Source organism: Caldalkalibacillus uzonensis (assembly GCF_030814135.1).
GTDB lineage: Bacteria > Bacillota > Bacilli > Caldalkalibacillales > Caldalkalibacillaceae > Caldalkalibacillus > Caldalkalibacillus uzonensis.
In genome coordinates, this window is sequence record NZ_JAUSUQ010000022.1 from 1 (window position 1) to 24,267 (window position 24,267).

26 protein-coding genes and 1 pseudogene are annotated in these 24,267 nt (G+C 48.4%); all 27 read right to left on the reverse strand.

The window, feature by feature from the left end:
* Nucleotides 1-89: 89 nt before the first annotated feature.
* Entirely contained in the window at nt 90-695 is a 606-nt protein-coding gene (locus tag J2S00_RS18215; protein ID WP_307343333.1) for an XTP/dITP diphosphatase, read from the reverse strand.
* A gap of 19 nt (nt 696-714) precedes the next feature.
* The gene (gene rph, locus J2S00_RS18220; protein ID WP_307343272.1) at nt 715-1,512 is read right to left on the reverse strand and encodes a ribonuclease PH; all 798 of its coding nucleotides are present in this window, start codon (nt 1,510-1,512) and stop codon (nt 715-717) included.
* A 161-nt stretch (nt 1,513-1,673) separates the two neighbouring features.
* A complete protein-coding gene (locus J2S00_RS18225; protein WP_307343274.1) occupies nt 1,674-2,759 on the reverse strand; it encodes a GerMN domain-containing protein in 1,086 nt (361 codons plus the stop codon).
* A gap of 150 nt (nt 2,760-2,909) precedes the next feature.
* Nucleotides 2,910-3,719, reverse strand: a complete 810-nt coding sequence (gene racE, locus J2S00_RS18230) for a glutamate racemase (protein WP_307343335.1) — start codon at nt 3,717-3,719, stop codon at nt 2,910-2,912.
* A 69-nt stretch (nt 3,720-3,788) separates the two neighbouring features.
* Nucleotides 3,789-4,253: a MarR family winged helix-turn-helix transcriptional regulator gene (locus J2S00_RS18235; RefSeq protein ID WP_307343277.1), complete on the reverse strand. Its 465-nt coding sequence runs from the start codon at nt 4,251-4,253 to the stop codon at nt 3,789-3,791.
* 109 nt (nt 4,254-4,362) lie between these two features.
* Nucleotides 4,363-5,646 carry a homocysteine synthase gene (locus J2S00_RS18240; protein WP_307343280.1) on the reverse strand — a complete coding sequence of 428 codons (1,284 nt, stop codon included), beginning with the start codon at nt 5,644-5,646 and terminating at the stop codon, nt 4,363-4,365.
* Nucleotides 5,647-5,907: 261 nt separating this feature from the next.
* The gene (locus J2S00_RS18245) at nt 5,908-7,059 is read right to left on the reverse strand and encodes a thiolase family protein (RefSeq protein ID WP_307343283.1); all 1,152 of its coding nucleotides are present in this window, start codon (nt 7,057-7,059) and stop codon (nt 5,908-5,910) included.
* 65 nt (nt 7,060-7,124) lie between these two features.
* Nucleotides 7,125-7,349 (reverse strand): helix-turn-helix domain-containing protein, encoded by a 225-nt coding sequence (locus tag J2S00_RS18250; protein ID WP_188624016.1) that lies wholly within the window; start codon nt 7,347-7,349, stop codon nt 7,125-7,127.
* Nucleotides 7,350-7,668: 319 nt separating this feature from the next.
* Complete coding sequence (locus J2S00_RS18255; RefSeq protein WP_307343286.1) at nt 7,669-8,652, reverse strand: quinone oxidoreductase family protein; 984 nt, start codon at nt 8,650-8,652, stop codon at nt 7,669-7,671.
* Nucleotides 8,633-8,773, reverse strand: coding sequence for a hypothetical protein (locus tag J2S00_RS18260; protein ID WP_307343288.1), 141 nt, complete (start codon nt 8,771-8,773; stop codon nt 8,633-8,635). Before J2S00_RS18260 ends, J2S00_RS18255 begins: the two co-directional genes overlap by 20 nt.
* A gap of 65 nt (nt 8,774-8,838) precedes the next feature.
* Nucleotides 8,839-9,591: a 2-phosphosulfolactate phosphatase gene (locus J2S00_RS18265; protein ID WP_307343290.1), complete on the reverse strand. Its 753-nt coding sequence runs from the start codon at nt 9,589-9,591 to the stop codon at nt 8,839-8,841.
* 4 nt (nt 9,592-9,595) lie between these two features.
* Nucleotides 9,596-10,681, reverse strand: a complete 1,086-nt coding sequence (locus J2S00_RS18270; RefSeq protein WP_307343338.1) for a phosphotransferase family protein — start codon at nt 10,679-10,681, stop codon at nt 9,596-9,598.
* A gap of 11 nt (nt 10,682-10,692) precedes the next feature.
* The gene (locus J2S00_RS18275) at nt 10,693-11,103 is read right to left on the reverse strand and encodes an acyl-CoA thioesterase (RefSeq protein WP_307343293.1); all 411 of its coding nucleotides are present in this window, start codon (nt 11,101-11,103) and stop codon (nt 10,693-10,695) included.
* A gap of 90 nt (nt 11,104-11,193) precedes the next feature.
* A complete protein-coding gene (locus J2S00_RS18280) occupies nt 11,194-11,973 on the reverse strand; it encodes an enoyl-CoA hydratase/isomerase family protein (protein ID WP_307343296.1) in 780 nt (259 codons plus the stop codon).
* Nucleotides 11,974-12,086: 113 nt separating this feature from the next.
* Nucleotides 12,087-12,860, reverse strand: a complete 774-nt coding sequence (locus J2S00_RS18285; RefSeq protein WP_307343299.1) for an SDR family oxidoreductase — start codon at nt 12,858-12,860, stop codon at nt 12,087-12,089.
* 12 nt (nt 12,861-12,872) lie between these two features.
* Entirely contained in the window at nt 12,873-14,078 is a 1,206-nt protein-coding gene (locus tag J2S00_RS18290) for an acyl-CoA dehydrogenase (RefSeq protein WP_307343302.1), read from the reverse strand.
* A gap of 298 nt (nt 14,079-14,376) precedes the next feature.
* Entirely contained in the window at nt 14,377-15,600 is a 1,224-nt protein-coding gene (locus J2S00_RS18295; RefSeq protein ID WP_307343305.1) for an ABC transporter substrate-binding protein, read from the reverse strand.
* Between the two features lie 157 nt (nt 15,601-15,757).
* Nucleotides 15,758-16,465, reverse strand: a complete 708-nt coding sequence (locus J2S00_RS18300) for an ABC transporter ATP-binding protein (protein WP_307343309.1) — start codon at nt 16,463-16,465, stop codon at nt 15,758-15,760.
* On the reverse strand, nt 16,458-17,222 hold the full coding sequence (locus J2S00_RS18305; RefSeq protein WP_007504369.1) for an ABC transporter ATP-binding protein: 765 nt from the start codon (nt 17,220-17,222) through the stop codon (nt 16,458-16,460). The genes J2S00_RS18300 and J2S00_RS18305 overlap by 8 nt, the downstream gene beginning before the upstream one ends.
* Nucleotides 17,222-18,292: a branched-chain amino acid ABC transporter permease gene (locus tag J2S00_RS18310; protein WP_307343315.1), complete on the reverse strand. Its 1,071-nt coding sequence runs from the start codon at nt 18,290-18,292 to the stop codon at nt 17,222-17,224. Before J2S00_RS18310 ends, J2S00_RS18305 begins: the two co-directional genes overlap by 1 nt.
* On the reverse strand, nt 18,292-19,155 hold the full coding sequence (locus J2S00_RS18315; protein WP_307343318.1) for a branched-chain amino acid ABC transporter permease: 864 nt from the start codon (nt 19,153-19,155) through the stop codon (nt 18,292-18,294). The genes J2S00_RS18310 and J2S00_RS18315 overlap by 1 nt, the downstream gene beginning before the upstream one ends.
* Nucleotides 19,155-20,798, reverse strand: coding sequence for a long-chain-fatty-acid--CoA ligase (locus J2S00_RS18320; RefSeq protein WP_307343321.1), 1,644 nt, complete (start codon nt 20,796-20,798; stop codon nt 19,155-19,157). The genes J2S00_RS18315 and J2S00_RS18320 overlap by 1 nt, the downstream gene beginning before the upstream one ends.
* A 132-nt stretch (nt 20,799-20,930) precedes the next feature.
* Nucleotides 20,931-21,878 carry an MBL fold metallo-hydrolase gene (locus tag J2S00_RS18325; RefSeq protein ID WP_307343323.1) on the reverse strand — a complete coding sequence of 316 codons (948 nt, stop codon included), beginning with the start codon at nt 21,876-21,878 and terminating at the stop codon, nt 20,931-20,933.
* A gap of 158 nt (nt 21,879-22,036) precedes the next feature.
* Nucleotides 22,037-22,453 carry a MaoC/PaaZ C-terminal domain-containing protein gene (locus tag J2S00_RS18330; protein WP_307343326.1) on the reverse strand — a complete coding sequence of 139 codons (417 nt, stop codon included), beginning with the start codon at nt 22,451-22,453 and terminating at the stop codon, nt 22,037-22,039.
* Nucleotides 22,450-22,899: a MaoC family dehydratase N-terminal domain-containing protein gene (locus J2S00_RS18335; protein WP_007504358.1), complete on the reverse strand. Its 450-nt coding sequence runs from the start codon at nt 22,897-22,899 to the stop codon at nt 22,450-22,452. The genes J2S00_RS18330 and J2S00_RS18335 overlap by 4 nt, the downstream gene beginning before the upstream one ends.
* Nucleotides 22,900-23,115: 216 nt before the next feature.
* Nucleotides 23,116-23,703: a TetR/AcrR family transcriptional regulator gene (locus J2S00_RS18340; protein WP_007504356.1), complete on the reverse strand. Its 588-nt coding sequence runs from the start codon at nt 23,701-23,703 to the stop codon at nt 23,116-23,118.
* Nucleotides 23,704-24,138: 435 nt separating this feature from the next.
* Nucleotides 24,139-24,267 (reverse strand): annotated as a pseudogene (locus tag J2S00_RS18345) (electron transfer flavoprotein subunit alpha/FixB family protein); the annotation flags it as partial.

Consider the following 24,267-nt stretch of genomic DNA (forward strand, 5'->3'; position numbering starts at 1 on the left):
GCGCTTCCGCTTGGGGGCCTTTTCATCCAGTTAACGGCTTTGCCATTACCTGTATGAAAAGGGAAATATATCTCCAACAAATATTTTACTCATACATTAGGATGCCTGGAAGACCACTGCTTCACAAAAGCCTCGAGTGCATGGGACCGATGGCTGATGCGGTTTTTCTCCTCCGGAGCAAGTTCCGCCATCGTCTTGTGATAACGAGGCAAATAAAAGACAGAATCATAGCCAAATCCGTTAGTGCCCGCAGGCTCAAAAGCGATCTCCCCCTCACAAGTGCCTTTGGCAATAAGAGAAGATCCTTGTCCATCCACATAAGCAATCACACAGACAAACCGTGCAGTACGTCTTCCGGGAGGAACCTTCTCCATGTCAGCCAGAAGTTTGGCTATATTAGCCTCATCGGAAGCTTGCTCGCCAGCATAACGGGCAGAGTAAACACCCGGCCTGCCCTCCAGTGCATCCACCACCAAACCGGAATCATCTGCCAAGGTGGGCAAATTGTAGTGGCGGTGATACGCCTCCGCCTTTCTAAGGGCATTCTCTTCAAAAGTGGCTCCATCTTCCATTACGGATGGGATTCCACCTGGCATATCTTCCAGAGTAAGGACTTGGATTCCCAGCGGTTCGAGCAGCATAGCATATTCCTTTTGTTTCCCCCGGTTTTGAGTGGCCAGTAAGATATTCATGATGACTATTCCCCTTTTGTCCCTAGTTGGGCAGTTGTTGCTCCGTCCCGGTTACTTTTTCTGTAGTAGCAGGCTCAGGTTTACGGCCAATATGGTCTGCAATAGGACCTAACACATCCTTTTGCAGGTTAATCAGCTCCTGAATCCCTTTTTCAGCATAGGCCAGAAGTGTATTCAACTGCTCACGGGTGAAAGGATGCTCTTCCCCTGTACCCTGGATCTCCACAAATTCCCCCTTGCCGGTCATCACGATGTTCATATCCACTCGTGCCTGAGCGTCTTCCTCATAGCACAGATCTAACAAAATTTCATTATCCTCCAGGATGCCTACACTGGTCGCAGCCAAAAAATCACGTACCGGAATGTGACTGATTTGCTCTCTTTCGACCAATTTGTAGAGAGCAAAGCATAAAGCCGTAAACGCCCCTGTAATCGAGGCGGTGCGCGTGCCCCCATCGGCTTGAATGACGTCACAGTCCAGCCAGATGGTCCGCTCTCCCATCGCTTCGAGATCTACAACAGAACGCAGGGCACGGCCGATTAAACGCTGGATTTCCATGGTCCGTCCGCTCAACTTGCCTTTGGCTGCCTCACGAACATTGCGCTGTTCTGTAGCCCGGGGCAGCATAGCATATTCTGCCGTCACCCAGCCTTTACCTTGTCCACGCATGAACGGTGGTACTTTGTCTTCAACAGTCGCCGTACAAATCACACGTGTATCCCCCACTTCAATCAACACGGAACCTTCCGCATGTTTAATGTAATGGGGATGAATTTTAACTTGGCGCAATTGATCCAAACCGCGTTGGTCTCTTCTCATTACACACTTCCTCTCCTCGCGTCTCCTAATTCTGTTATAGGGTGCTCACCCTTGACTTTTTCCATCCGCTCCAATTGTTAGAAGTACCTGTCATAAAGGAGAAAAAGAGGTGAGCAGCATAGCTACCTCTTTTTGCCCTCCTATTATACCAATCTTCACCATTAAAAGCTAGCAGCGTTTACTTCAACCGGACGGGAAACCGGCTCAGAAATGCCAGCCACTTCCTGATTCCCTTCCACCATTAGTTTGACCTGAGCCACAGGTGCTAATTCAGTGACTGAAAGAACGATAGCGTTCACAATGTCACTGGAAACAGTGGTTTCCTCTCCGGCCACATTGACCAAGTTTTGGTCAAAGTTCAGCACAGCTAGATCCTTTTCCAAGTAAGCTTCAAGCAATTTGATTTCATTAGAAAGGAGAGAATACAGGCCGGAGCCGGACTCGGGCCCGGCAATCAACTCTTCGATGGTCGCCTTTAATAAGTCATCCGACTTAGGAATCACCCTGGACACAGGCACATAATAATCAAAGTTCCCACTAGGGCTTTGCCCTTTAAAGTAAAGCGTGACAACAGAATTGTTGCCGATTCGCGTGCCATCAGCCACTTCAAGATTGATGCCGTCTTTGCGGGAGAGCGGCTGGTTGATCGGTGTGCCACCCACGGGCATGGTGTCTTGATAGTAGCCATTAATCATAATCTTTACTTTTTCAATGCCGTCAAACTCGGTTAAGGTGAAAGTGATGGCTTCCAAGATGCCTTTTTCATCTTCAGGTTTGTAGTTTTTAAATTCAGACGAGAAGTCAACCACCGCCGTTTGTTCCTCACTGTCAATTTTCACCGTCATTTCTGTCCCAGGCGGCAAAACAGCCCGCATCCCATCGGGAAGCTGCTCTGTCACTGGTCCATCAACAACCAGGTATTCCAGTGCCTGTTTGGCTACTCCTTCCGTATGGGGGACTTTCACGGTTAATGGAACCACACGCCCCTCGTGATCAAAAACATAGATGGTCCGCTCCGTTTCTTTGGCTTCTTCTTTGGTTTCTTCCTCTGCTTCCGCTCCTTCTTCAGACTCACCTCCCTCTTCCAGATTAAACTCAATCTCATCGCCTTCACTGAAGTAATCTTCCTGCGGCGGGTCAATCGGATCAGAACCGGTGTCCCGGCTTGGTCCGAATACACAGCCTGTTAAAAAAACGGCAGCCAGCACCAAGACAAATAACGGCAGGACAATCTTATACCCTTTCATCGTTGATTCCCTCCCTCGACTAGGTTTGTACTATATATACGAGCCCTGGAACTAATATATAACCGATTGTCCCCGTGTATGACCAAAAATTAAGGAGCATCGGCTGGCTTCCAATGCTCCTTGCTGCCTATCCATCATTTTCTCTCGTCACTATATCTGTTTGACCAACGACACTTGGCTGACCTTGACAGGCATGTCAAGCCAAGCTTCAGCAATGCGCTTAAATTGCTTTGTATCGCCACTCGTGAAAAAAAGATGCTCGGGCCGTTCAAACTTTTGTGAGAGCATATTTTTATGAAAAAGTAAGGTACTGACTTCCCGGGCTGTTTCGTCGGCCGAACTGATCAGTTTAACACCGTCACCCATCACATCCTGAATCACCGGGGCTAAAATGGGATAGTGGGTGCAACCCAAGACCAATGTATCCAAATCCTCAGTCAAGAGAGGCAGGAGGGATTTGCGGACAATCCTATAAGCTTGGCTGGTTTGATACTCCCCTTGTTCTACGAGGGGCACAAAATCAGGACAAGCTAAACTTTTCACGTACAAATGAGGATGAATTTGTTTCAGCGCCTTTTCGTATAATCCACTGGCTATTGTTCCCTGAGTGCCGATCACGCCAATTCGCCCAAGCACTGTGGCTTTTATGGCTGCTCTGACCCCGGGGTGTATCACTCCTACGACAGGCATGTGATTGATTTGGCGCAACTCTTCCAAAATAACGGCAGTAGCCGTGTTACAGGCAATTACAATCATCTTCGGCTCAAACTGGTCAAGAAAGTCCAACATTTGATAAGAAAAACGTCTCACTTCTTCTTTTGGGCGGGGACCGTACGGACAACGGGCCGTATCCCCAAAGTAAACAATCTCCTCACGGGGAAGCTGTCGGAGCAGCTCTTGTACCACGGTCAATCCGCCAACGCCCGAATCAATGACAGCTATAGGCTTATTCAACACAATCGCTTCCTTTTCCCAGATGTTTCTCTTTGACGCCCCCAAGTCCCGTTCAAAAGAGCTCAGGCAGAGAGGCTACACGGTTTCCATTTCCTGCTTCATTTCATTGTGCAACAATTCCAGGGAGCGGGCTAACTCGGCTACCTGCTCCTGGGAAAAGCTGTTCAGGACAGAAGCTAAATATTCCCGCCGCGCTTTCAGGACGTCCAAAATAATCTTTCTTCCTTTCTCCTTTAAATGAATGCGCACTACACGCCGGTCATTCGTGTCACGCACACGTTCCACAAGGTCGTTCGCTTCCATCCGGTCCACAAGATCCGTCGTTGTGCTGCAGGCCAGATACATTTTATTTGACAATTCGCCAATCGTCATATCTCCCTCTTCATTCAGCCACTGCAGTGCTACAAATTGGGGAGGCGTGATTGGGAAGTTAGCCAAAATTTCTCGTCCTTTTTGTTTAATAATGGAACTGACATATCGCAATTCACGTTCAATTTCAACGACTTGTTCTTCTGTATAAGGGATCGTCTTCTTTTCCACCGTCGTCCTCCACCTTTATGTTAAATTAGTATTATTATAGCAGAGAACAAGTCCTTTTTCAGTAGGCTGAAGTGTTAAAACCCCCTTTTTTACTCTATGGCGGATCATGCTAAATGTGTGCTAAGGCCTGCTCCAGGTCATAGATAATATCGTCAATGGTTTCAATGCCCACCGACAAACGGACCATCTCCGGCGTGACCCCAGCTTTGCGCTGTTCTTCCTCACTTAATTGTTGATGAGTGGTGCTGGCCGGATGAATAATCAAAGACTTGGCATCACCCACATTGGCCAGATGTGAAAAGAGCTGAACATGATTGATCAGAGCTTCTCCCGCTTTGGCGCCTCCAGTGACTCCGAAGGTGAGGATGGCTCCTTGACCTTTGGGGAGGTACTTACGGGCCAATTCATAGTACGGATTGCCTTCTAAACCCGGATAATTAACCCATTCCACTTTAGGATGTTCGTTTAACCATTGGGCCACTTTCAAGGCGTTTTCACTGTGGCGCTCCATGCGCAAGCTAAGTGTTTCCAAGCCCTGAATAAAAAGAAAAGCATTAAATGGCGCCATAGCCGAGCCCATATCCCTTAACAGCTGTACCCGCGCCTTGATAATATAGGCCAGGGGACCGAAATCTCGCGTATAAACCACGCCATGGTAACTGGGATCCGGCTCTGTCAGGCCGGGAAACTTGCCATTGTCCCACTTAAACTGGCCCGAATCCACAATCACACCGCCGATGGATGTGCCGTGGCCGCCTATAAACTTCGTGGCCGAGTGAACCACAATGTCCGCCCCATATTTAATCGGCTGGCACAAATAGGGGGTGGCAAACGTGTTGTCCACAATCAAGGGCAAACCTGCTTCGTGGGCCAGGTCGGCCATCAGTTCCAGATCAGCCACATCCATTTTTGGATTGCCGATTATTTCAATAAAAATAGCTTTCGTTTTTTCGTTAATGGCCGCTTTAAACTGCTCCGGATCATTAATGTCAGCAAAACGTACTGTCACCCCGATTTTGGGGAGGGTGGTAGAGAACAAGTTGTACGTCCCCCCATAAAGAGAGGAGGAAGCGACAATTTCATCCCCTGCCCCGGCAATGTTAAGAATGGCATATGTAATAGCCGCTTGCCCAGAGGAGACTGCGAGAGCCCCTACACCGCCTTCCAGTTTGGCAATGGTTTGTTCAAAGGCATCCTGAGTGGGATTCATAATGCGGGTATAGATGTTGCCAAACTCTTTTAAGCCAAACAGGTTAGCCGCATGTTCCGTGCTTTCAAACTGATAGGAGGTGGTTTGGTAAATGGGAACAGCCCGCGCACCTGTGGCCGGATCCACCTTTTGCCCCTCGTGCAAACATATCGTTTCAAATCCATATTGACGCTCTTCCGCCATACTTTCTCCACTCCTTTTCATATTAGTTTTACTTTTCTCACCATTATAAAGCATCATTCTGCTCTCTGTCATCCCAAAATAAATGATATGACGGCCCAGTGCAGCATTATCCCTTAAAAGCAGCAGCACCATCATCAACAAACATGGTGTGGGCATTGACAAAAGAGGCTTCCTCACTGGCCAAAAAGTCAACCACTTTGGCCACCTCGCTTGTTGACACTAGGATCTTACTGGCTGTCAGCCAAACGCTTAACCTTCCTTCTAATCCAAGCGCTCAATAATGGTCGCATTGGCCATCCCGTGACCTTCGCACATCGTTTGCAGCCCGTAACGGCCTCCTGTACGCTCCAATTCATGCATCATGGTTGTCATCAACCGGGCTCCAGAGGCGCCGAGCGGATGGCCCAACGCAATAGCGCCCCCATTGGGGTTCAATTTGTGTGGATCGGCTCCCGTTTCAGCCAGCCAGGCCAAGGGAACCGGAGCAAAGGCCTCATTGACTTCAAACACATCAATATCATCCAAACTTAAACCTGCCTTCCGCAGCACCTTCTCGGTAGCCGGTATGGGCCCGGTTAACATTAAAGTCGGATCTGAACCCACTACCACCCGGGCCAGGACGCGAAAGCGCGGCCTCAAGCCAAGTTTTTCCGCCTTTTCCCTGGACATCAAGAGAATAGCTGCAGCACCGTCGCTGATTTGACTGGCGTTGCCTGCATGAATGACACCGTCTTCCTTAAACGAAGGTTTAAGCTGGGACAGTTTTTCCAGTGAGGTATCCTCTCTGGGCCCTTCATCTTGGGTAACTATGGTTTTTGTCCCATCGGCAAGAGTAACCTCAACAGGCATGATTTCACGTTCAAAACGGCCTTCTTTTTGGGCTTGCACCGCCTTGTAATGGCTTTCTAAAGCGAATTGATCCAGCTGCTCGCGGCTGAAGCCCCATTTTTCTGCAATTCTCTCGGCTGATAATCCTTGGTGAATCATTTCATAACGGGAGGTCAGTTTTTCACTCCACCCGGCCCCCTTTAGGTTGGAAAACATGGGTACCCGGGACATGCTCTCCACACCGGCGGCAACAACCACATCCATATCACCGCTTAAGATGGCCTGGGCCGCAAAATGAACGGCTTGTTGGCTGCTGCCACACTGCCGGTCTATCGTGGTACCCGGTACTTTAATGGGGTAGCCGGCGATCAGAGCTGCCAACCTGCCAATGTCTGCTGCTTGCTCACCCACTTGGGTGACACAGCCCATAATCACATCGTCAATACTGTCAGGGGAAATTCCCGCTCTGACCACTAATTCTTTCAATGCTTCTGCCGCCAATTCGTCAGGCCGGATTTGACTCAAGGCCCCGTTTCGTCTGCCAATGGGTGTTCGCACCGCTTCAACAATCACCGCATCACGCATCCTGTCTCATCATCCTTTCCATATTTATTAACAACAAAAATGGCCCCGAAAGAGGGGCCGTGCCGTTAGATATCCAATTCACCTAAACGGACCAATTCAACGACAGCTTGGGAGCGACCTTTGACACCAAGTTTTTGCATAACATTCGAAATATGATTGCGGACCGTTTTTTCACTGATAAACAGCTGGTCTGCAATCTCCTTGGTCGTCTTGTCTTGTACCAGAAGTTCAAACACTTCTCTTTCCCTATTGGTCAGCAATGGCTTCCCATGTTGCTCTTTCCCCTTCAATAAGCACCCCTCCTTGCACGGGCTCAAAAATACAAGGCAAAGGTTACAGTCAAGTTATTTTATGACTGGGGAAAAAGTGTGGTGCTTAAGGGGAGAGAATTTAGGCCTGCGCCTACAGTATATGCACTCAGGCCAGAAGAAGTGAGCAAACAAACTGCCGTTGAATGGACACCCCGATAGAAAACACTTCTCCAGTTTATTCAATTGTCTTTCTCAACATTCACCACACTGTTAACGAGACACTCTTTTGGGCACCGTTAACGACTTAGGCACCCTCGGCCAAAAAGCATAGTGGCGGGTAAACATGGCTGAACCTCCTCTATGGGACTAGAATCAATTTCCCGGTGGTTTGTCTCCCTTTCATCAACGCTTGTACTTTGGCTGCTTCCTCCAGCGCATAGACGCCTCCAATGATCAATTTAAGCTGCCCTTGTTGGACATAGGCCAACAGTTCTTTTAAACTTTGTAGATATAAATCCTGCTTTCTCATGATTTGGGGCAAGAAAAAACCAGTAACGGTATGATTTTTGGCCATCAATTTGACAGGATTAAACTTCGGCGTTTCCTGGCTGGCCAAGCCGTAAATCACCATGCGGCCAAAGGGAGCCAAAATAGATAAGGTTTTGTGAAAAACAGAACCACCCACCATTTCCAAAGCAACATCCACACCCTGGTTATCTGTCAGCTCCAGCACTTTTTGCTCCCACCCATCCTGAGTGTAATCAACAGCTGCATCGGCACCCAAATCAAGAGAGATTTGCCGTTTTTCTTCTGAGCTGGCGGTGGCAATCACCTGGCCGGCGCCAAACAGCTTTGCCAATTGCACGGCCAAGGTTCCTACGCCGCCCGCTGCGGCATGGACCAGGACCCGTTCTCCCTGTTGCAGCTGCCCAGATGTTTTTAAAACATGATAAGCGGTTAAACCTTGCACCAAAAGGGCGGCGGCCTGGCGATCATCCACGCCCTCCGGGACAGGGACCAGTGAACGTTCATCAGAGAGTGTATATTCAGCATAGCCTGTGGCTGTTTTGGAGCCTAACAAGGTTACCACCCGCTGGCCCACCTTGACTTGCTCCACTTCATCGCCCACCTCACAAACCACACCGGCCACCTCAGAGCCGGGTACATAGGGTAAGGGGGTAGGTACCACATACTGCCCCTCCCGGCGGGCAATATCGGCAAAATTGACACCGATTGCCTTAATTTCAATTAGCACTTCTTTTCCCTTTGGTTGCGGGCGTTTCAGTTCGACCAGTTCCAGTACTTCCGGTCCGCCAAACTGTTTAAATTGAATGGCTTTCACTATCCTTCTCTCCCTTCCAACACAGATGTTGTGAAATTGACCCTCCGTTGTTCAGTTGATCAACCGCCGCCATCTGCCACCCGCTTGGCTCCTCCACGTTGACCCGTTGTTTCCATGACACCCCATCACTCTCCTGTACTGAATGATGCCTTTTTGAGGCTTAAACTACATTACACTCATTTTGACTTACGTTTGGTGACGGACAGGCTGAGCACAAACTCTAATCGTACCTTCTTCCGTTAAATACGGAACCACTTGGGCGGCATCCCGCTCTGCGGCATAAAGGACCTCATGGCCAAAACCATGGCGCGTCAGTATCTGTCCCACGCGGGAGCATTTTAAAACAGATTCCCCTTGCCCCTTCCGGCTCTGGTAAAACAAGAGGGCAGCCTGGGCCGCATCGGTTAATTCCCACGGTTGACGCTGATGCCGGACCAAGCAATGGGACAAATAACCGGCACCATAGAAATCTTCCAGATTAAAAGCACCCCCTGAACCGGAACAGACAATCAATATGGTTTGGTCATGATGGTCACTCACAATTTTTTGGGCCACACGTTCTCCATTTAAAAACGCTCCAATATACACCTTTTCAGCCCCAGCTGCCTTGCGGATCGCAACGGTGCCGTTGGTGGTGGACAAGATCACCGTTTTGCCTTTGACCTTTTCTTTTAAAAAAGTGGGGCCAGGATCCAAAAAGCCGTCGATGGTTTTTCCTTGGTACTCCCCAGCTAAAAGATGCTCCCCAGCGGAATACACTTTGGCTTTCTGCCTTGCTTCCTCTTCATCCAGGACCGGGATCACCTCTTTGGCACCATGCTCCAACACGGTCACAACCGTGGTAGTGGCCAACAGAATATCCAAGACAATGACCACTTTATCCTCAAGCTTCTCCGTATCCAGCTCTTCCTTGCGCATCAGCAAATGAATTTTACCCATCTGTTCACCTCAAATCTCCTCTCTCGGCATAATGATGGGCAATCTCCACCAACCCGTGCACAAAACCACCCATGCGGGCAAAACGCTCATCCTGTGTTTGCCCTTTTTTCCAACGATAATAAATTTGCTGACAAATGACAGCCAGCTTAAAGTAGGCAAAGGTGAGATAATAGTGCATGTTGGCCACATCCATCCCGCTTTTCTTGGCGTATGCTTCGATAAACTGCTCCCTGGTCATAAACCCGGGCAAAACCGTGACAGGCATTTTGCCAAAGCCATTTCTCAACACATCAGGATCATCGTGCTCCACCCAGTAGCTCAAAGCACAGCCCAAGTCGGCCAAAGGATCCCCGATGGTTGACATCTCCCAGTCAAAAATACCGACGATCTCTGTTAATTCCGGGTCAAACATCACATTATTTAACTTGTAATCGTAATGGATGACGCTGGGCGGGGGTGAGAGCGGGAGATGATCCACCAGCCAAGTGGTTAACGTCTCCACCTGGGGGATCTCGTCTGTTTTGGCCCGCTCATAGCGTCCGATCCAGCCTTTTACCTGCCGCTCCAAAAACCCTTCCGGCCGGCCGATATCCCCCAAACCGGCTGCCTCATAATCAATGCTGTGCAAGCGGACAAGGGTGTCCACCATCAGTTCAGAAATCCGGGCACAAACGGCAGGGGTGCCAGGCCTGTCAGCGGGAAACCCAGTATCCAGTACAACCCCCTTGCGTCGTTCCATAATGAAGAACGGGGCACCGAGCACGCTTTCATCATCGGTAAAGACAAACGGTTGGGGTGCCAAGGGGAAGACGGGATGCAATTTCTTTAAAACACGATATTCCCGTTCCATGTCATGGGCTTTGGGGGCAACCGGCCCGAGCGGGGGACGGCGCAAAACGGCTTCCCAGGATCCGACCTTTAAGAGATAGGTCAGATTGGAATGACCCGCAGCAAACTGTTTGATCTCCAACGGAGCATGTTCAAGGTCAAAATGGTTGCGGAGAAAGGCCTCCAGCTTGGGGATTTTCAGTTCCTCTCCTTTGCGTACGGGAATAACCTCCCCTTTGCTCACAGCGATCCCTCCATACATCATCAGCTTAATTACGAACCCACTTCCGTTTTCATATGGGCTTCCAGCATTTTGGACAAATCAGTGGGGATTGGCTCGCTCTGTTGTTTTTCAAAGTTAAAGTAAATCAAGACGGATTCAGACTTGGCCACAACCTCACCCGACTCCGCATCCTTGATGGTTTGGGCCAGGCGAAAACTTTTTTTGCCGATCCTGCTCACCCAAGTGTGCACTTTTAAGCGTTGGTTAAAGTAGGCTTGTTGCACAAAATCGCAACTGACATGGCCCAGGATAAACGGCCATTCGTCAATGGCCATGTGGGTGCCCAACTGTTCAAAGAATTCAACCCTGGCCTGCTCCAGGTAGATGAAAAAGCTGGTGTTGTTGACATGGCCCAATACATCTGTTTCACAAAAACGGACTTTCAGCTCTGTTTCATGCATCCCTGTAATTCCTCCTATGATTCTGTATTTAATCTGTTTTGTATCTTTATCTAGTTGTTTGTTCAAGACGTTTCGTACATCCTTTAACTACTACCTTCCTTTGAAAACAGACTTGCGCTTTTCATAGAATGCTGCGACCCCTTCCCGGTGGTCTTCCGTGTTGGCCAGAATGGATTGCCCCTTGGCCTCAGCTTCAAGCACTGTCGATAAATCGGATTCAAAACTTGACAGCATTGTTTTCTTCATATAGCCAAAGGCTTTAGTAGGCATAAAAGCTAACTGGCTGGCCAGTTGAACCGTTTCTTCTCCAAGGCGGTCATCACCGACCACCCTGTTAACCAAGCCGATGGCATAAGCCTGTTTGGCATCAATCGTTTCACCAGAAGCAGCCAGCTCCAGGGCCCGGCCCAAACCGATCAGGCGGGGCAAAAAGTAGTGCGTTCCTGCATCAGGCATCAAGCCAATTTTAATAAAGGCTAAACAAAAGTTGGCCGACTCAGAGGCGATTCGGAAATCAGCTGCCAAGGCCACACCAAGACCGGCTCCGTGGGCTGGGCCATGAACGGCCGCCACAATCGGTTTCTCTATCTCTGTCATCAGCTTAATGGTCCGGTTATAGGTTTGACGGAGATAATCCCCCACATCAACCGTTTCATCTCTTTCCTGCATGGCTTTCAGATCGGCTCCCGCACTAAAGGCTCTGCCCTCCCCACGTATGACAATACAACGGACCTCTTCATCTTCTCTTGCTGTGTTTAGAGCATGACAGAATTCCTCATGCAGCTCCAAATTAAATGCATTTAACACCCTGGGCCGGTTAAACGTAATCGTTGCTATTTTATCCTGAACCTCAAAGCGAATCGTTTCCATGGTTTCTCCTCCTCGATTTTTTACCTGGGCCTTTTAGCCAACATGGTCAGTGTCATATAGGTCAACACGATTAGACCATCAACACGGTTTGTACATAAGGACAATAAATTACCCTACATGGCGTGTGCCCCGCCGTCAACGACCAGCACATGACCGGTGACATAATCAGAAGCGCGGGAGGCCAGAAAAACCGCTGCTCCTTTCAAATCATACTCCGAACCGAAACGCTTCAATGGTGTATGACGCAGGATTTTATCCTTATTACGTTCAATGACGGGTCTCGCCATTTTGGTGGGGAAAAAGCCTGGGGCGATAGCATTGACGTGGATATTATATCTGGCTAACTTCACGGCCAAATCTTTGGTTAAGGTAATGACCGCCCCTTTACTGGCCTGATAGCCAATGGCATCAAGCACCTCCGGGTCACTGCCGCCCAGTCCGGCTACGGAGGCAATGTTAATGATCTTGCCTTCCTGCTGCTTGACCATTTCTTTAGCCACGGCCTGGGACATCAGAAAGGTGCCGGTGACATTGACCTGCATCACCTTTTCAAATTTATCCAGCGGCATCTCCAGAGCGGGTGCTCCCCAGGAAATTCCGCTGTTATTGATTAAAATATCAATGGATCCAAATTGATCCATGGTTGTTTTAACCACTTCCTGCACATCGTCAGGCTGAGTCACGTCACATTTTAAGGCCAGGGTTTGAACACCTTTGGCTTGCAATTGCTCGCTCACATCCTGGCAAGCTTCCAGTTTACGGGAACACACCACGACATTGGCTCCCGCTTCAGCCAAAGCTTCAGCCATTTGGGCACCAAGTCCGCGGCCGCCTCCAGTCACGATGGCTGTTTTTCCTCTTAAGCTGAATAATTCTTGGATATGCATCTAGATTCCTCCTTACACATATGCTTTCAATTCCAGTTTGGCAATGGCCTGGCGGTGCACCTCATCCGGACCATCGGCCAGGCGCAATGTGCGCTGGTTGGCCCAATGGGCTGCCAGCGGAAAATCTTCTGAAACCCCCGCCGCACCAAAGGCTTGGATGGCCCGGTCCAATACCTTTAAAGCCACATTGGGAGCCACCACTTTAATCATGGATATTTCTTTGCGGGCTGCCTTATTCCCCACAGTATCCATCATATAGGCTGCCTTGAGCGTCAGCAGCCTGGCCTGTTCAATCTCGATACGGGAGTCGGCAATCCACTCGCGGATCACCCCTTGTTCCGCCAACGGCTTGCCAAAGGCCACCCGGTTCAACACCCGTGTGCACATCAGTTCCAGTGCCCGTTCCGCTGCCCCAATGGAACGCATGCAGTGATGGATCCGGCCCGGCCCCAGCCGGCCTTGGGCAATGGCAAAACCTTTTCCTTCTCCCCAGATGATGTTCTCCCTTGGCACACGCACGTTGTTAAACTCGATTTCTGCATGCCCATGGGGCGCATGGTCATAACCAAACACAGGCAGCATACGCTTAATGTTCACCCCCGGTGTGTCTAAGGACACAATAATCATTGAATGGCGCTCATGTTTGGGCGCCTCGGGATTGGATAAGCCCATGACAATGGCAAACTTGCAGCGTGGATCTCCAGCGCCGGAAGACCACCACTTGCGCCCGTTAATGACGTACTCATCCCCGTCCCGCTCAATCCGGGCTTGCATGTTGGTTGCATCCGAGGAAGCGACCTGGGGTTCAGTCATGGAAAAGCAAGAGCGGATCTCGCCATTGAGTAAAGGCTCCAGCCATTTTTTCTTTTGTTCTTCACTCCCGTAACGGACCAGCACTTCCATATTGCCGGTGTCCGGGGCACTACAGTTAAACACTTCAGGGGCGATAAAGGAACGTCCCATGATCTCACATAACGGGGCATACTCTAAATTGGTCAGTCCGGCACCGTACTCACTTTCAGGCAAAAACAGATTCCACAATCCGGCCGCTTTAGCCTTTGCTTTCATCTCCTCCATTACCGGAGGCACTTGCCAGCGGGAATCGGCCTGTTTTAACTGCTCTTCATACGTTTTTTCATTAGGATAGACCACCTCTTCCATAAAGGCCTGCAGCTCTTTTTGCAACTTCTTCACCTTATCCGAAAATTCAAAGTACATCACACAAGATCTCCTTTCAGATGTATCGGTAATAAACTCTTTAAGCCCCTTAAAAACTCTATTCACAAATAGTTCTGTAAATGATGGTTATCCCTGACGTTGACATAGAACAAATCTCGGCTGATGTATCGTTAATGTTTAAAGAAGCCATCTTTATCCAGGATAAGATGCCGACGCACCAGACTTAGTTTGGTAAGGAGTAGAAGAGGAAACAGGCTGGCCCTGTTTCCTCTTAATATTTAGGACTTGAAGTTTCCTCTCTAGATGCACACATTTCAGCAAAGCCATTAGCTGGTCCTTACTCCAACTCAATCTCCTTAACCTCGCCATTTTCAATCACAGCCATACTTTCCACATTGGACAGGCCGCCGTGTTCATCAACTTCGCTAATGTCGTATACCTTATACTCATCAGACAGGTTGTTAATCCCTTCCTGCAAATGGGCTCTGATCGCCCTGGCGTCATCCACACTGCCGGCCGCCTTCATCGCTTCCACAAAAATGTACATGGCCACATAGTGGTAACCTGCTTCAGAACCAGGGTTTTTCCCATGCAGCTGGTTGTACTTCTCCACAAATTGAGCTGTTCCCGGATGATTGGTATAAACCAGCGGTACAACTCCGGCAGCGCCTTCCAGTAAAGTATAGTCCCCGTCAAAGACCGCTGCCATCTCATCAAACTTGGCCTGATCCATGACCAAGAGTCCGCCTTCAAAGCCCAGTTCTCTGGCTTGGGCCACCACCATGGCTGTTGGTTCAGAAGGACCACCGACAAACAAAACATCGGGATTCTGGGCCAATGCATTGGAGACAATGGTATAAAAATCAGTGTCTTTGGCAAAATCTATTGAACCTTCAAACACCACTTCGCCGCCCAGGCTTTCCCAGACTGGCACCAACTCTTCTGTCCAGTCCTTACCATATTGGCTGGCTGTGGGCAACAAAGCAATGCGGTTGCCAAAGCGCTCCATTAAATATTTGGAGAAAGGCTCCGGATAGGCATCATAGCGGGGCGGAATACGCACGGTTAATTCATTTCCCGCTTCAGAAACAGCCGGTTCACTCGTATAAGCTGCAATAAGGACATCTTCCTCTTCATTAAACACCTGTACGGCAAAAATGCCACCACTATGGGGAATGAAAATAATGGGGGTCTGATGCTCCTGAATCAGGCGGCGGGCATTGGTGCCTGTTTCATTGGGCATATACTGGTCATCAAGGGACACCAGGTTAAGCATATAGGTCTGCCCGTTTATTTCAAAACCACCCGCTTCGTTAATTTCATCAACAGCGATTCTCAAGCCACTTAAGGTGTTTTCACCGTAAAAGGCAGCCGGACCTGACAAGGGACCGCTGTAACCAATGTTTACCGTCTGCACCTCAGCTGCAGGCGATTCCTCTTGACCTTCCTGTCCTGCCCCTTCATCCTCTGGTTGGGTAGCTGTCTGATTGCCACAAGCAGCCAGCACCAAGCCCAATACCAAAATGGCAGCCAGCCACCACCATTGACGTTTGGTTCTCATCTCTTTTCCCCCTTTGATATTCCTTAATTATTTGTACTAGAATATGTCCGCCACCATCTTGTCACCCTCTATTTGCCTCAAACATAATATGAACCTGCTCTCTGCCGGCACCCCCCCCTTTCCAGTTGCCTGAGATTGTGAGGTCTTTTAATCTTCTTCAGGCACCGATATATGCTTTTTTCACCTCTTCATTGTTTAACAGGTCTTTCTTGGTGCCACTTAATGTAATCTCCCCATTTTCCAGCACATAGCCCCGGTCAGCCACCTGCAGGGCGGCATGTGCATTTTGTTCAGCCAGGAGAACAGTCGTACCGGCCCGGTTAATCTCTTGAATGGTGGCAAACATTTGCTGCACTACCAGTGGGGCTAAACCGATCGAAGGTTCATCCAACATAAGCAGTTTGGGCTGGCCCATTAAAGCTCGACCAATAGCTAGCATCTGCTGTTGCCCCCCGCTCAGAGAACCGGCCAGGTCAGCTGCTTTCTCTTTTAAAATGGGGAATAATTCAAAGACATATGAGAGGCACTCCTCGACCACCTTTTTGTGCCGGCGATGGACATAGGCGCCCATCACCAGGTTTTCACGAACGCTCATCTGGGCAAACAGCTGCCTGCCTTCGGCACATTGGATCACCCCATGGCGCACCAGTTTATCAGCTGACCAGCCAGTGACATCCTGATCCATAAAGATGATCTGCCCCTCTTGCACTTTGTTTAAGCCGCTGATCGCTTTAAACAGAGTGCTTTTACCTGCGCCATTGGCTCCCAACAACACAACCAACTCACCTTGTTCAACCTCTAAGCTCACCTTGTCTAAGGCGGTTAAGCCGCCGTATTTCACTGTGACTCCTTGCACTTTAAGCAATCTGCTCCCCTCCCAGGTAAGCCTCAATCACCTTTTTGTCCTGCCTGATTTCCTCTGGTGTCCCTTCGGCAATTTTTTGACCATAATTAAGCACCATGATTTTGTCAGCCAGGCCCATGACCATCTTCATCTTGTGCTCAATCAAGAGCACGGTGAGGCCATGATTGGCCATCTTCTCGATCAGCCGGGCCAAACGGACTGTTTCGTCCGCATTGACTCCGGCAGCGATCTCATCCAACAAAACCAATTGCGGATCAGTGGCCAAAGCCAGGGCAATGGCCACCCTTTTTTTGGCTTCCTGGGGGATGACACTGACCGGAAAGTGGGCCATCTCCACCAAACCGACAAAGTGAAGCGCATCGACTGCCTTTTCATAGCAGCGGTTAAGCTCTTCCTTGTGGCGCCTGGTGTTCAAAATGCCGTCCCATAAGCCTGAGCGGGTGCGCATGCGCTGGCCAATCAAGACATTGTCTAACACGGTGGCCTGTTCAAACAACTGGGTGGTTTGGAAGGTCCGGGCCATGCCCAAACGAGCCACTTTATGTGCCGGCAGATGGGTAATATCCTCCCCCTTAAACAGAATCTTTCCTTCTGTTGGCTGATGAAAGCCGCTGATCAGGTTAAAAAAAGTGGTTTTTCCAGCACCGTTTGGCCCGATGATAGCTGTAATTTGCCCCTCTGGAACCTGGAAATCAACCCTATTTACCGCTGTCAAGCCCCCAAAACGTTTTGTTAACCGTTCCACCGTCAAAAGCATCAGGCCATCTCCTTCCTTCCCTCTGTTTGACTGCCCAGCTTGGCATTGTGGTGCGGTTGGACAACAGTACGGTCCCTGCCGCCCGACTTCATCTGTTCAGACTTGCGCTTCAAGTCCCTTTTGATTTTCCATTCCAAGTAGCCGCCAACCAATCCTCGTGGATAAAAAACAATTAATAACACTAGCACCGGCCCAAAAACAAGCATGCGATAGTCTTCCAAAAACTGCAGAGATTGCACGATCACCGTCACAAGCACCGTGCCGATCACAGGGCCGGCCAACGTGCCAATACCGCCAACCAACAGATACATGACCATATCGAAAGTGATCACCACATAAGAAATCTCAGGTCCCAAAAAACGGATGAAAGAAGCGTACAAACCACCGGCCAATCCTGCAAAAAAAGTAGACAAAACAAAGGCGGTCAATTTGTTGGTCATGGTGTTAACCCCGATCGTTTGGGCCAGTTCCTCGCTGTTGCGGATGGCGACAAAGGTGCGCCCCAACAGAGAGTGGCTAAGGCGGTAAATCACGAAAATAGTGATAATTAAGAAAAAGAGCGTGAGATAATACTGTGAGACCAGGGTATTAAAACTGAGCGGACCCAGGGGGGCAGGAGCCGGAATACCGATCAAACCGCGCACACCACCAGTGAATTCATCCCATTTATAAATGATCAGATAAATAATGTAGCCCACACACAACGTATAAATGGCAAAAAAATGGCCAGTTGTACGCAAAGCGATCAACCCGATAACCAAGCCCAGCACAGTGGTGATCACCAGGGCCAGTCCCAGGGCCAGCCAATAGTTAAGTCCTGCTTTAACTGTCAGCAAGCCCACACTGTAAGCCCCAATGGCAAAAAAGCCTGCATGGGCAAGATTAAGCTGGCCTGTGTAGCCGGCAATAATGTTCAGCCCGTATACCGCAATACTGAAAATGATAGCTTTAATAATCACTTGGAGGTAATACTGATTGTCGATCACAACCGGAAACAGCAAGGCGATGAGTAACAGAACAATAATGCCATTGCGTTTGGTTAACCATTTTTCATGCCATTGACCAGCCATCAGTGGGCCCCCTTTGCAAACAAGCCTGTCGGTTTAATTGTCAGGATCACAACAAGTAAAAAGAAGGCAATCAAGTCCTTGTAATCGCCAGATATATAAGTCGCACCTATACTTTCTGCCAAACCAAGTATATAGCCGCCGACAATGGCTCCAGGGATACTGCCCATCCCGCCCAAAATGATAATAACAAAGGCTTTGAGGATCACCAGATGGCCCATGCCCGGATAGACCAGGTTGATAGGTGAAGCCAGCGAAGCAGCAACGGCTGCCAGCGCTCCGGAGATGGCGAAGGTGAGCATGGCCACTTTATGGGGATTAATCCCGACCAGTTGGGCACCTTCCCTGTTTTGGGCCATGGCAATAATGGTCGCCCCCACCATGGTCTTGCGCAGAAACAGATGCAAGACCACCATGACCAACACAGCAGCAACAATAACCAGCAAACGCTGCGAGGTGACAGTAATGCCAAACAGGCTGACCGGCTCAGAATAGGGACTGGCCATACGCCGGTATTCCGCTCCATACATAAACTGCACACCTGCTTCCAAAAACAGCAGGATGCCAATGGCAGCTATTTTGTCATGAATGGGCGGCGCATGGCGCAAAGGATAAAACACCAACCGTTCACTTAACACTGCCAGCAAGGCCACTATGACCACGGATCCGGCCATGGCCAGCCAGTAGTGCACGCCCAGGTGGGTCATCAGCATCAAAGTGGCATACGCTCCCACCATGTAGAAAGCACCGTGAGCAAAGTTGGGGACATGCAAGATCCCGTACACCAATGTCAAACCTAGAGCGACCAGTGCATAGACACTGCCAATCATAAGACCATTTATCACTTGTTGTAAAAAGAGTTCCATCAGGCATCTCCTTTCTGGGCCGGATCATTTGCAGGGCTTGAGAGATTGCTTTGCTCTTCCTTCAGTTTCCGTTTTAATATTTTCCCAACTGCTGATTTGGGCAGTTCTGATCTGAATTCAACCAGGCGCGGCACCTTGTAGTTGGCCAGCCGCTCCCGGCAATAGGCAATCAGCTCTTCAGTTTCCAACGTTGCCCCTTCCCGCAGGACCACCACTGCTTTTACTGTTTCACCCCGATAGGCGTCGGGCACACCAATCACCGCCGCTTCCAGTACCGCGGGATGGCTGTAAATCACATCTTCCACTTCAACAGGGTAGACATTGTAGCCACCAGCTAAAATTAACTCTTTTTTGCGCCCTACAATGTAGAAAAAGCCGTCTTCATCCATCTTGGCTAAATCGCCCGTATACAGCCAGCCGTTGCGCAGGGTGTGTGCTGTCTCCTCAAGCATGTTCCAGTATCCTTTCATCACCTGAGGTCCTTTTATGATCAATTCACCAACCTCACCTGGGGGCAGTTCTTCTTGGCCTGTGGCCATATCCACAATTTTGGCATCTGTATTGGGCAAGGGGATTCCAATGCTTCCTGGCTTTTGCAAACCGCGGACCGGATTGCGGTGAGTCACGGGCGAGGCCTCGGACAAACCGTAGCCTTCGGCAATCGGAGCGCCAGTCTCTGCCTTAACCTTGTTCAGCACCTCTATCGGCAAGGGAGCCGAACCACTGCTGCAGGTTTTGAAACAGGTCATATCCACCTCTTTAAACCTTGGATGTTGCAACAGGCCAATATACATGGTGGGCACGCCAGGAAATCCAGTGGGACGCCACTTTTCAATGGTTTCCAGCACTTCCTCCACATCAAAACGGGGTAAAAGAATCATATTACCGCCTACCGCAAAGGTGAGATTCATACCGCTGGTCATGCCATAGACATGAAACAAGGGTGCCACGGTTAATGTCCGTTCTCTGCCGTATTCGATCTGGATTTCAGCAGTGCCGATACATTGCATGGCGTTGGCTACCAGATTGTAATGGGTAAGCATTGCCCCTTTGGAACGTCCGGTTGTCCCCCCTGTATATTGCAATACAGCCACATCTTCCCGGGGATTGATGGCCACAGTTGGGATCTGGTAACCCCTGTCCTCTAACAAAGTTTGGAATGTACCTTTTCCCTGACTAAAGGAAACCGTAATCACTTCAGTCAAGTCAGTTTTATCTTTAATTTCTTCCACCGTGGGTAACAACGGTTCATAGGCAATGAGCAGTTTAGCACCCGAATCGCGCAAGACATGCAGCAGTTCCTGCGCCTTATACATCGGGTTGATCTGCACCACGATGCCGCCGCAGGCCAACACAGCATAATAACTGATGGGATATTGAGGACAATTGGGCAACATAAGGGCCACTCTGTCACCTTTCTCAATCCCTTTCTGTACCAGAGCACTGGCCACGCGGTTAACCGCCCCGTAAAGCTGAGCATAACTTAACGTGTGATTGTAAAAACTTACAGCTGTATGATCGGGATATTTTTCCACTGAGCGGGCCAGCAGCTGATTAACACTGATCTCAGGAATGTCAACTTCCAGAGGGTTTCCCTTGGGTACATGCTTCAACCACGGTTTTTCTGCACTGACTTGATTCATCAAATTTCTCCCCTTCCTTAAAAGATAAAAACTTTTTCCTTTACTGGGTTGTACCTGCTTGTAAGCTCCCTTTAGACGATGGGGTTTTTATAATCAAAAGTTTCATAGATACCGATTCAGCCTGAGGCGACATTATAAATTAGCATAGAGCCATTTGCCCCGGATCTCTTCTTTTTTCATTTCTCCTTGCTGAACGAGGTACTCAAGATGAGCGATTGTTTCACCGATGGCAAACCGCATCTCATGAACGTTTAACCGGTCTCCAAACAATTGCAGACATACTTCATAAACGGTTCTTTCGCTCCTAGTAACGTCCAGCACTTTATCCAGCCGTTCATGATGATGATGCACAATTTCATCAATACGTTCATGAGCGTTGTAAAACGGTTCACCATGTGAAGGAAGAACAATCTCTATATCTAACTCTTTCACCTTATGCAAGGCATCTAGATAAGACTGCAGTGGATTGGGATCACCGTGGAACCAGTAGGAGATGTTTGGCGTGATTTTTGGCAGGATGTGATCAGCGGAGAACAGGACTTTATTTAGTTTGTTATAAAAACACAACATTCCATCAGAATGGCCGGGGGTGGTAATCACAGTGTACCGCTCCCAGCCCAAATTCACTGTCTCACCATCTTGCAAGTAGTGCTCAATCTTGGGATGAGGGGTAATCAGTGAGAGAAAACTTTCCGTGTTGGCCACCATTTGGTTGGCCAGCTGTTCCGGTAACCCGCATGCGGGATAATGGCGGCGAATCCGGTCAATGTGTGCTGTTTCCCAGGAACGGAGCCCATTTTCAGCGTCGGTTTGTGACATCCACACCGGTGCTCTTGTTTTCTCTTGCAACCCTCCTGCATAGCCATAATGATCTGGATGATAATGTGTGATAACAATGTTTTGGACAAGCCTGCCTTCTAGCATTTTTTCCCATATGTTAACTGTCGATTGGTTATGTAACCCTGTGTCAATCACAGTCCAGCCACCATTTCCCTCTAATAAATAGCAATTGACATGGTCCAGTCGAAAGGGCAGAGGGATGCGGACCAGATATATACCTGTCAACACTTGTTTTTTCACTATATTTGGCAAGATGCATATTCCTTTCTGAAGTCATTGTATAATTTCCAAAGCGTGGTAAATTGACATGGGTGTTGGCCTAAACAGCCTTCACTCTGGGATAAAGCGCTTCCAAAACAACCAGCGTTTCTGTGCCTGAACTTGATGCTTCCTCCTTGTTATATTGTTTTATACCAGAGAAATTTAGCCTGACCTGTGGCGACATCCTTCCCCTCTTGGTTACGGGCGTAGATATCAAAGATGTACACATCACCTTGATCTGTCTCCTCTTTTTCCTTTACTTCTCCCCCCACTGTAATGGTATCCCCGACAAATACCATACCGACAAAACGGGTGTGAAATTCTTTTACATATCCTTCATTGAAATAAGGAGAAAACAGGCTGGTCATCTTGGCCATGGTCAGCATTCCGTGGGCAATGACACCAGGTAACCCGGCTTTTTCAGCTTCCTCATCAATGGTATGAATGGGGTTGTAGTCTCCCGAAGCTCCGGCATATTTGATCAGTTCCAAGCGGGAGACAGGAGGCATTGTAATTGGAGCAAGCTTCTGCCCGATAGTCCATCCTGCTGTCATGGTTCCATCCCCTTTCGCACAGTTTCAGTGACAATAATCGTTTCCCTGGTCATAAAAATGCGCGCTCCGTCGGGATCTTCACCAACCCGTTCAAACACCAGAAACGTCAGCTGGCCAGAGCCTCCCTTTTTCTCAAACACTTTCTGCAATGCTGTGTAACAATACACCTCATCTCCTACCAATAAAGGGCGCTCGTAAAAGAAGCTTTGTTCTCCGTGAATCAAACCACTTTTGGGCAGGGACAGACCGTGAATCTCCCCGTACTGAAATGTCCGGGGAAATGTGGGCGGAGCCAGCAAACGGCCGTAACGGCTTTGGGCTGCCACTTCCTCATCAACATAGAGAGGATTTAAGTCCCCAATCGCCTCGGCAAACTTGCGTACAGCTCCCCTTTCAACCACATTTTTCACTTTATCAGATTTTTTACCAACAAAATCACTCCACATATCCCATCACACCTTTTACTGAAATTATTGCAAAAATGATGCCAACACATCAAAAGTGTCTTAGGCCCTGTTGCTAGAGGACAGCTAGCCATGACACCTGTCAGGTGATGCATAGACGCATCTTTTGATGGAATTATGCATCAATTTTTCGTCTTTCTAAGACATGTGCTCAAAGGAACACGTATGGGTAGCTGAACCGATAGTTTTTAATCTCCATTAATGCTCATTCCTATCTACGAGAGGATTTTCTAGTCCATTAAGTATTAACTTAACATAGATCTGGGTTAATTCTTCTTCGGATACTTCTCCCTCCGGGTTATACCACGAGTAGCTCCAATTACACATGCCCAATACGGCGAAGACCACAATATCTGGACGTAAATCCTGGCGAAACTCCCCCCTTTGAACTCCCTCTTCAATTAACTTTTGTAAACTAAAGCGGAACTGATCCCGCTTGGCGAGCACTTCATCAAGATGATCATCGTTTAAATTACGCAGTTCCCTGAAAAAAATCGAAGCATGGGATCGGTGGGTTCTAATCTTACGGATAATTAAAGCAATGATTTCACGCAATTTACTTTTGCAGTTTTTATGCTTATCTTCCAAAATGTCTTCTTGCCATCTTAGGAGTTCTTCAATATAGCTCCGGTGGATATCCATTAATAGTTCTTCTTTGGATTTAAAATAATAGTAAAAAGTCCCTTTTGTCACGCCTAGCGCATCAACAATATCTTGGATCGATGTTTCAGCGAACCCTTTCTTTTCAAACAATTTAATGCTTTGTTCCATTATTTCACTTTTCACAATGAAACTCCTCTCCTTGGCAGTGTACTTTTTCACTAGCTGAACTGGTTTACAAAGACTGTGCTACTACCATGGAAAAGATGACACAATCCTAAATACTGACCGGTCAGTATGTTAAACAGCTAAAAACTTGTTTTTGCATACATCAAGACACAATCTACTTTACATATCTTTAGATCTAACCTCGAATACTTGTTTGTAAATTTTAATATTTTTAAAAATGTATTTAATTATTATTATATTTATGATTAATTTTAAACGGGGTGTATGCCGATTGACAAGTGTTTCTAGTTCAAGTTTCTCTCTTAACGATTAATTGTGATATCATAGCTTTAAAAATTTCATATACAAGTGGATAAGAAGTAAAGAAAAATGTGGCTTCGCCAAGCCATTAACGAAGGCGAAGCCTTTTGTTGCGATTTACAAAACTTTGATCTATACTTTGGCTAATTCTTTCTTAAACTCTTCCGTCAGCATGGGCACCACTTCAAACAAGTCGCCCACAATGCCGTAGTCAGCCACTTTAAAGATCTCGGCTTCCGGATCTTTATTAATAGCCACAAT